The sequence below is a fragment of the Fructilactobacillus sanfranciscensis DSM 20451 genome, from assembly GCF_001436035.1.
GTDB lineage: Bacteria > Bacillota > Bacilli > Lactobacillales > Lactobacillaceae > Fructilactobacillus > Fructilactobacillus sanfranciscensis.
In genome coordinates this window covers 1-4,032 of record NZ_AYYM01000042.1, presented here as the reverse complement: position 1 = coordinate 4,032, position 4,032 = coordinate 1, and the positions used below count along the sequence as shown (strand labels likewise).

2 protein-coding genes are annotated in these 4,032 nt (G+C 39.2%); one reads left to right on the top strand and one right to left on the bottom strand.

Annotation, left to right across the window (positions count from 1 at the left end; translation table 11 throughout):
• The coding region (locus FD36_RS06775) for an AbaSI family restriction endonuclease (protein WP_235803525.1) at nucleotides 1–268 on the top strand (268 nt) is incomplete at its 5' end.
• A gap of 62 nt (nucleotides 269–330) precedes the next feature.
• Here the strand turns inward: FD36_RS06775 and FD36_RS06185 are convergent.
• Nucleotides 331–4,032 (bottom strand): glycoside hydrolase family 70 protein (locus tag FD36_RS06185; RefSeq protein WP_338131828.1); only part of this gene is annotated, 3,702 nt, incomplete at its 5' end.

Here is a 4,032-nt window from a genome sequence, read left to right as displayed (position 1 = left end):
CAGGAATCAGCTTACATCCAATACGAAAGAAGGGCAAGAAATGGTACAAGTTGAGGATTCAAAGTGGCCATACTTACTATCAAGACTACATGAGCAGAGCCATAAGCAGCGTGAAAGTTTCGTTATCAATTTTATCCTTATGAATTTACTATCAGACGATTATACAGATGTTAACCCTGTCTTGCAACAACCAGTTGAGCAAGACCCAGTAAGTGGGAAGCGAGAAGCTATCGATCTTTATTTTCCACATGGACAGCTTTCAGCTTAACTTCTAAACTAAACTTAGTCATAGTAAAACCTTTCGATACCAATTAAAAGATGTATCTTACCTTAAAGGTCAGCTTTATTCGCATAATAATCGACCGAAGCTATTGCATCGGGTAAAGTAGTATTAAATGTCTTATTACTACCATTATTTAAATAAGCATAGTAGCCATTTGGCATTTTAATTGCAAGACCAACACCGACATTTTGTAATGAAGTTCCATTTTCGTACTTAGCAGACCATTCAGTGATTCGAGTATTTGGATCTGGGGCAACACCACTTGATGCAGCTTTAGTAGTAAATAAATCAGGGTATTTTTGATTTAATTCACCTAAGTACCTACCACCGTAATTTTGCTGCTGATTCTGGCTGCCATTACGAGTATAGCCAAAATAGATTTGATTAGCGAATGTCTTACCATCCACATAGAACTGCTTGCCATATGAATCAGCCCTGGTAACCGTGACTGCTTCCTGACTTGGAAAGCCGAACATCTGGTTCATTACCAGATCTTCTTGAACTTTCAAACCTTCTTGGTGAAGAGCGGCAATCGCATTCGCAAGTTCCTCGCCACTGCCATATTTGGTTGGATTATCAGTAGTTCCTAAGTTATAACGATCGTCCGTTGCATAGCCATCTTGATATTTGCTTGAATTAACCGGCATATAAGCTGGTGCCATCCAAAAATCAGTAATTCCAAGTTGATTGAACAGGGCTGCGTTCGCCTTGATTACGTTGTAAGCATGGTTGTTGATTGTCGTTGGTTCTGGCTGGGCTAGTGAGAAGTCTTGATAAATCATGTGTGCATCAAGGGCTGCATTAGAAGCGAAGGTCTTCCCTGAGACATTATTAACCTCTTGAGCATTGGTTTGGGCATTTTGAGTTCCGCTAATTACAGGTACCCAGACACTCAAGTATCCGTTTACGTATGGATTACTGTATCCTTTTACAGTGACTCGTAAAATACCTTTGCTATCTGTCGTTAAGAATGTAGAACCCATACCGTCATAAGTTAAACCATTATCTGTACTATTAATCAGGCTTCTATACTGTTCATTGGCATGAGCAACCCCCATGTTAATTTGAACGACCTGTTCACTCATTGTTGGGTTATTACCAACGATAACTGCCATTCCTGTTGTGCGACTCAATGAATCTGTACCTTTGCCTGACGCATCACTGACACCTTTACCATAACGAACACTTGCAATCAAGTTGTTATTAAGCTTAGTCATCGTTTGACCACCATTAACGAATGTCCGTCGTGCTTTCATTAAAGTCGTAATTGCATCGTAGTACATAGACTTTGTCTTCATGTATTGGTCAGTTTCATTATACAGGTCACCGTAGTATACCTGCGGAACAGTGTCCTTATTGCTTAAAAGGAGAGCATATTGTGCTGGCATGTTATATTGAGCGTACTGTTTGTCAGTCTTGGCTTGATCAGCATAAAACATATCCCACGCCTTTTGAGCCGTGATATCCTTATCATAAACAATTCGATTAACAAGGTTATTGCGCTGATCATGGTTAGTTACAAACGACCAATTAGGCGTTGCCGTATTCTCCGTTACATCGTTAGCCCGATTAACAATACTATTTGTCATTAAATTACTGATGCTGTCACGATTGTCGGCATTCCGACCAAGGGAACTCTCTAATTGGGACCAGTAACCCGAGTCCAGATATAATGCTGGATTGTTCTTGCCATTAAGCATTCGTAAATCACCATAATTATAGCCTTCATTATATACCAGGTGGCTGTTGGCATTTACCTGGTTACCCTTCGTATGGTACAGATCATTCATCAACTGCCCCAGCTGGTCAAGAACATCTGCGTCGATATGGTCAGCAGCATCAACACGAAAGCCATCAAAGTTCCCATTGACACTAGCATTAGCATTATATTGCATTAGTTTACCATAATTAAGCAAGAAGTATTCCCAGTTAAGATTCTCTGCTTGAACAACTGGATTGGAATTATCAATATCATTACCAAGCAACATTTCTGGACTGTGGTCGCTACTATCATTATTAGTTTGGTTATTAAGGGTTCGATCCATCAAACGATAATTGCTATCAGCATAGCTCGTATTGCCCTTAGCTTGATTACTAGAGTTATTATTAACAAAGACAAGCTGATCGTTCTGACTGTAAGATGGGAGCTCAGACTTCGCAGACAATTCTGGTATTGTGGTCATGAACTTATTGATGTCATTTGCCAGTGGACTTGTCGATTTATTGATAGCAATACTCTTTTCGATAACGAAGCGCAGATTACGTGCATATTTGTTTAATGTTGCACTATCAGTATCTTGAGAAAGATTAGCCACATTATCCTTGGTTAATCCATAATCAGTGTTTGTATATCCGTTGCTAACAAAGTATTTGATATATTTTGCCTCAACATCCTTACTTGGATATACATACATTAAGAGTGGTCGCCAATCACTAGCCGTTGTTTTATGCCAGGTCTTACCATCTTGGCTAGTACCATAAGGACGATACCAACCGCCATAGCTCAAGTAGCCATCAATATTATTAATTGACGATGAGTCAAAACTATCAGCTAAGTTCTCCCAATCGCCAGAGTCAAGTGTCTTTAAGAGCTTGTTGCTAGTAGCGTCATAAATATTAAACTTGCCATTTTCAATTTTGCCATAAGTTTTGCCCAATAATTGACCATCAGAAGCAAAGTTGTAGTTCTTTCCATCAATGACGTGCAAACCAATTAGAGCTGCCCCATCGTCACCAAAGTAATAAGTACCACCGTTGATCTTCTTAAATTGATTGCGGATGATCGATCCATTTTCATCAAAGTAGTAGAATTTATTATTTATTTTTTCTGACTGTGAAACTGCCTGGCGACCATCTGAACCATAGTATTTATCATTAATCCAGCGATTGGTTACCTTCAGATAGGTTGTCGGATCAAAATAATAATTGCTGCCATACCATGTCACTGGACCAGTAACAATTCGACCATCGTTACCAAACATGTACCAATCTCCCCATTGAGATTGAACATAGTCATTGTCGACACGTAGGTGGGTAACAGGATCAAAATAGTAATAAGTGCCTGACCATGGTGCAACCTTGCTGGCAGCAGTGCCGTCAGCTGTAAATAAGTACCAATTACCATCATTAGCTTTAATATAATTATTGGTTACTGCAAGATAGGTAACAGGATCGAAATAGTACCACTGGTTCTTCTTGTCCCACTTGTACAGGTCACTTACAATTCGACCATCCTTACCAAACATGTACTTCAAGCCCCATTGGGACGTTACATAATCATCATCAACCCGTAGGTAGGTTGTTGGATCGAAGTAATAATATGTCCCTGACCACCTTTGAACCCCACTCTGCACACGACCATCGTTACCGAACATATACCACAATCCCCATTGAGATTGAACGTAATTATTATCTACTCGAAGATATGTCAACGGATCAAAATAATAGTAAGTGCCAGCCCATGGTGTTACTTTGGTAGCAATTCGACCATCGTTACCAAACATATACCACAATCCCCATTGAGATTGAACATAGTTGTTCTTAACAATATTATGATTTTCATCAAAATCATAATAAGTTCCATCAATATTATGTACACCAGTTAATAATTGACCACCCTGTGTGTATTGGGTATGATCAGTATTCCAACCATCTGTTTGATTGTCAGCAGCTAATAAAGCAACTTTTTGATTATTAGCATTAGTATTAGAAGTTGTATCACTATTTACGGTAGCGTCAAGAATCTTGTG